Origin of the sequence: Streptomyces sp. MnatMP-M17, from assembly GCF_900091995.1 — a bacterium.
Taxonomy (GTDB): Bacteria; Actinomycetota; Actinomycetes; order Streptomycetales; family Streptomycetaceae; genus Streptomyces.
On the sequence record NZ_FMDK01000820.1, the window covers coordinates 1 to 5,354 of the forward strand.

The 5,354-nt window shown below is 72.5% G+C and carries 1 protein-coding gene; it reads left to right on the forward strand.

All coding sequences use genetic code 11. From position 1 onward, the window contains the following. The coding region (locus GA0115259_RS31340; protein WP_141716768.1) for a type I polyketide synthase at positions 1-5,354 on the forward strand (5,354 nt) is incomplete at both ends.

The window sequence follows — 5,354 nt, forward strand, 5'->3', positions numbered from 1 at the left end:
CCGCCAAGAGCGGCGCCGCGAGCGTGTCCCGGGCGGGCCTGGTCGAGCGGCTGGCCGCGCTGCGCGAGAACGAACGGCCCAGGCTGCTCACGGATCTCGTCCGTACCGAGGCCGCCGTCGTCCTCGCGCACTCCTCGCCCGAGGCCATCGCCGTGGAACGGGAGTTCCGGCAGCTCGGCTTCGACTCGCTGACGGCCGTCGAACTGCGCAACCGTCTCTCCTCGGCCACCGGACTGACGCTGCCCGCCACCCTGATCTTCGACTACCCTACGCCCGCGCGGCTCGCCGTCCATCTGCTGGCCGAACTGGTCGGCGTGGACGGCACCGTGGACGGTGTCGCGGCCGTCACCGCGCGCGAGTCCGCCGACAGCGCGGGCACCACCGACGATCCGATCGCCATCGTGGGAATGAGCTGCCGCTTCCCAGGCGGTGTCGAATCGCCCGAAGGACTCTGGGAGCTGGTCCTCTCCGGCGAGGACGCCATCTCCGGCTTTCCCACCGACCGAGGCTGGCAGAGCGATCCGTCCATCGGCGCCGCCGAGGGCCAGGGCGGATTCCTGCGGAACGTAGCCGACTTCGACGCCGGATTCTTCGGGATCTCGCCGCGTGAGGCACTGGCGATGGATCCTCAGCAGCGTGTACTCCTCGAAGTCGCCTGGGAAGCGGCCGAACGCGCCGGAATCGATCCGGCGGCCCTGCGCGGCAGCCGTACCGGTGTCTTCGTCGGGGTGAGCGGCCAGGACTACGCCGGTCTCGTCATGCGCTCCAAGGACGACATGGCGGGCCACGCGACCACCGGCCTCGCGGTCAGTGTCGTCTCCGGGCGGCTGGCGTACGCGCTCGGGCTCGAAGGCCCGGCGATGTCCGTCGACACGGCCTGCTCGTCATCGCTCGTCTCGCTGCATCTCGCCTCCCAGGCGCTGCGCGGCGGTGAGTGCTCGCTCGCCCTCGCGGGCGGTGTGACGGTGATGACCACCGCCGCGAACTTCGCCGGCTTCTCCCGGATGGGCGGGCTGGCGGGCGACGGCCGGTGCAAGGCGTTCTCCAACTCGGCCGACGGCACCGGCTGGTCCGAGGGCGCGGCCGTACTGGTCCTGGAGCGGCTGTCCGACGCGCGGCGCAACGGCCACCGGGTGCTGGCGGTCGTCCGGGGCAGCGCGGTCAACCAGGACGGCGCCTCCAACGGGCTGACGGCGCCGAACGGTCCCGCACAGCAGCGGGTGATCCGGCAGGCGCTCGCCAACTCGGGTCTCTTGCCCGCTGATGTGGACGCGGTGGAGGCGCACGGCACCGGGACACCGCTCGGCGATCCGATCGAGGCACAGGCGCTGCTGGCCACCTACGGCCAGGGCCGTGACAGCGGCCGGCCGCTGCTGCTCGGCTCGGTCAAGTCCAACATCGGTCATACCCAGGCCGCCGCGGGCGCCGCCGGGCTGGTGAAGATGGTGATGGCGCTGCGCCATGGCACTCTGCCGCGCACACTCCATCTCACCGAGCCGTCGACGCATGTCGACTGGTCGGCCGGGGCCGTGGAACTGCTGGCCGACACCGTTCCCTGGCCGGAGACCGGGCGCGCCCGCCGGGCCGGTGTCTCGTCCTTCGGCATCAGCGGTACGAACGCCCATGTGGTCCTTGAACAGGCGGAACCGGTGCCGGCCGAGGAGGCCGCGTCGGCCTCCGTCCCGGGTGCCGTTCCCTGGCTCGTATCAGCCAGGAGCGAGTCGGCGCTGGACGGCCAGCTCGCCCGGATCAAGGCCCTCGCGGGGGAGTCCACCGTGGAGTCCTCCCGGGCCGAGTCGGGATCTGCCGTGGACATCGGCTACTCGCTGGCGACGGGCCGGTCGCTCTTCGAGCACCGAGCCGTACTGCTGGCGACGGACCAGGGCGTCACGGAGATCGCCCGGGGCCTGGGCACCGAGCGGTCGACGGCGGTGCTGTTCTCGGGCCAGGGCTCGCAGCGGCTCGGTATGGGCCGTGAGCTGTACGGGCGGTTCCCGGTGTTCGCGGAGGCGCTGGATTCCGTACTGGCGCTGCTGGAACCGGAGTTGGGCTTGGGCCACTCGCTCCGGGATGTCATCTGGGGCGAAAATGCCGGCCGCCTCGACGATACGGGCTGTACGCAGCCCGCCCTGTTCGCGATCGAGGTGGCGCTGTTCCGGCTGGTGGAGTCGTGGGGCGTCAGGCCCGACTTCGTGGCCGGGCATTCGATCGGTGAGATCGCCGCCGCTCATGTCGCGGGCGTGTTCTCGTTGGCGGACGCCTGCCGACTGGTGGTGGCCCGTGGCTCGTTGATGCAGGCGCTTCCGGCCGGCGGTGCGATGGTCGCCGTACAGGCCGCCGAGGACGAGATCACTCCGTATCTCGTCGGCCAGGTCTCGATCGCCGCCGTCAACGGACCGTCCTCCGTGGTGATCTCCGGCGAGGAGGACACCGTCCTGGAGCTCGCCGCCCGGCTGGCGGAACAGGGCCGCAGGACCACTCGTCTCCGTGTCTCGCATGCCTTCCACTCGCCGCTGATGGATCCGATGCTGGACGAGTTCCGCGCGGTGGCCGATGGGCTGACATACCGTCAGCCGACCGTCCCTGTGGTGTCCGGTCTGACGGGCGGTCTCGCCTCGGCCGAGGAACTGTGCACCGCCGACCACTGGGTACGGCATGTCCGCGAGCCGGTGCGCTTCGCGGACGGCGTCCGTACTCTCGCCGGTCAAGGCGCCACCGTCTTCCTGGAGTTGGGCCCGGACACCGTGCTGTCCGCGCCCGCCCGCGAGTCCCTGCCCACCGACGCCGTGGTGGTCCCGGCGCTCAGTAAGCGCCATGGTGAGGAAGCCGCGCTGGTCACGGCGGTGGCGCGGCTCCATGTGGCCGGTGCCTCAGTGGACTGGCCGGTGTTCTTCGCGGGAACGGGCGCCCGGCAGGTGGATCTGCCGACCTACGCCTTCGACCGGGAGCGGTTCTGGCCCGAGGTGGCCGGCGTGGAGCCGGTGGACGGTACGGATCCGGTCGACGCGGAGTTCTGGGCCGCGGTGGAGCGGGAGGATCTGGAGTCCCTGGCCGCGCGGCTCGAAGTGGACGGCGGTTCGCTCCGCGCCGTACTTCCCGCCCTGTCGTCGTGGCGCACCCGGCGGAGGCTTCGGTCGACCGTCGACTCCTGGCGCTACCGCGAGGCATGGCAGCCGCTGACGCTCAGCACCGCCTCGGCCGGCGCTCTCTCCGGCGTCTGGCTGGTGCTCGCTCCGGCGGCCGGAGTCGCCGACGCGTGGGTGAGCTCGCTGATCAGCGGCCTGGGCCAGTCGGTGGTACGAGTGGACATCAAGGCGGCCGAAGGACCCGAGGACGCCGAGGGCATCGACGGGACCGGCGCCACCGACCGTGCCGCTCTGGCCGCGCGACTCGCCGCCGCTGTCCCGGAGAGCGGAAGTGTCGCGGGCGTGGTGTCCCTGCTCGCGCTGGACGAGTCGGCGGACGCCACCGGTGTGTCCGTCGGACTGCTCGCCACCGCCGCACTGGTCCAGGCGCTCGGTGACACCGGTATCGCGGCCCCGCTGTGGACCGTCACACGCGGCGCGGTACGGGTCGTGCCCGCCGAGTCGCCGGCCGGTCCGGCACAGGCCGCCGTCTGGGGTCTCGGCCGGGTCGCGGCCCTCGAACATCCGCAGCGGTGGGGCGGACTGGTCGATCTCCCCGACGCACTGGACGAGCGCGCCGTACGCCGCCTCATCGCCGTACTGACGGACACGGGCGACGAGGACCAGCTCGCGGTCCGCGCCTCGGGTGTCTACGGCCGGCGGATGCTGCCCGCGCCCGCCGCCGCCTCCGCCGCTGATTCCTCCGCCGATTCCTCCGCCGAGAACGAGGAGCGCTGGGAGCCGTCCGGCACCGTCCTCATCACCGGTGGTACCGGCGCGCTCGGCGCGCGTGTGGCCCGACGGCTGGCGAGCGAGGGCGTCCGGCATCTCGTGCTGCTCAGCCGCCGAGGCCCTGCCGCGCCCGGCGCGACCGAGCTGCTCGCGGAGCTGACCGCGCTCGGCGCCCGGGCCACCGTCACCGCCTGCGATGTCGCCGACCGGGACCAACTGGAACGGGCACTCAAGGCCATCCCGGCGGACTGCCCGCTGACAGGCGTGGTGCATACGGCCGGTGTGCTGGACGACGGCGTACTGGCCGGACTGACGCCCGAGCGGTTCGGGACGGTCTTCCGCGCGAAGGTCGCCTCCGCCCTGCTGCTGGACGAACTGACCCGTGATCTCGGCCTCTCCGCGTTTGTGCTGTTCTCCTCGGTGGCCGGCTCGGTGGGCAATCCGGGCCAGGCCAACTACGCGGCGGCGAACGCGGTGCTCGACGCGCTGGCCGAGCGGCGCAGGGCGCTGGGACTTCCGGCGACCTCGATCGCCTGGGGCGCGTGGGACGGCGCGGGCATGGCCGGAGGGGCCAACGGAGCGGACCCCACCCGTGCCGGTACGGACGGACCGGGCCACCAGCGCGCTTCGGGCGCCCTCGATCCCGAGCTGGCCGTCTCCGCGCTGCTGCGAGTGGTGGCCGAGCCCCGGCCGACCGTTGTCCTCGCAGACCTCCAGCGGCCGGAGCTGCTCACCGCGCTGCTGAGCCTGCGTCCCAGCCCGCTGCTCGCCGAACTGCCCGCTGCCAAGCATGCGCTGACGGTGATTCAGGACGCCCGGAAGGACGGGGAATCGGCGGCGTCCGGACTGCGGGAGCGGCTGCGCGGAGCCCCGGAGGGCGAGCGTACGGCGATGCTGCTGAGCGTCGTCCGTACTCACTGCGCCGCGGTGCTCGGTCATACCGGCGCAGAGGCGATCAAGGGCGACAAGGCCTTCCGCGATCTCGGCTTCGACTCGCTGACCGCCGTTGAGCTGAGCAACCGGCTCACCGAGCTGACCGGTCTCGCACTCCCCGCCAGCCTGGTCTTCGACTATCCCACTCCACGGGTGCTCGCCGAACGGCTGCTCACCGAACTGCTCGGTGAACCGGCCGACGTGCGGTCGGCCGAAGAGCGGTTGGCCGCCAACCGCCCCGGCGCCGCCCTCGCCACGGCGGCCCCCTCGGTCGACGGCGATCCGATCGTGATCGTCGGTATGGCCTGCCGGTTCCCGGGCGGCGTGCGCTCGCCGGAGGAGCTGTGGCGGCTGCTTGCCGAGGGCCGTGACGGTATCGCCGGATTCCCCACCGACCGTGGCTGGAACCTCGATGTCCTCGCGGGCGACGGCCAGGGCCGCAGCGCCACCCGCGTGGGCGGATTCCTCTACGAGGCACCGGAGTTCGACCCGGGATTCTTCGGGATCTCGCCTCGCGAGGCGCTCGCCATGGATCCGCAGCAGCGGCTGCTCCTGGAGGTGGGC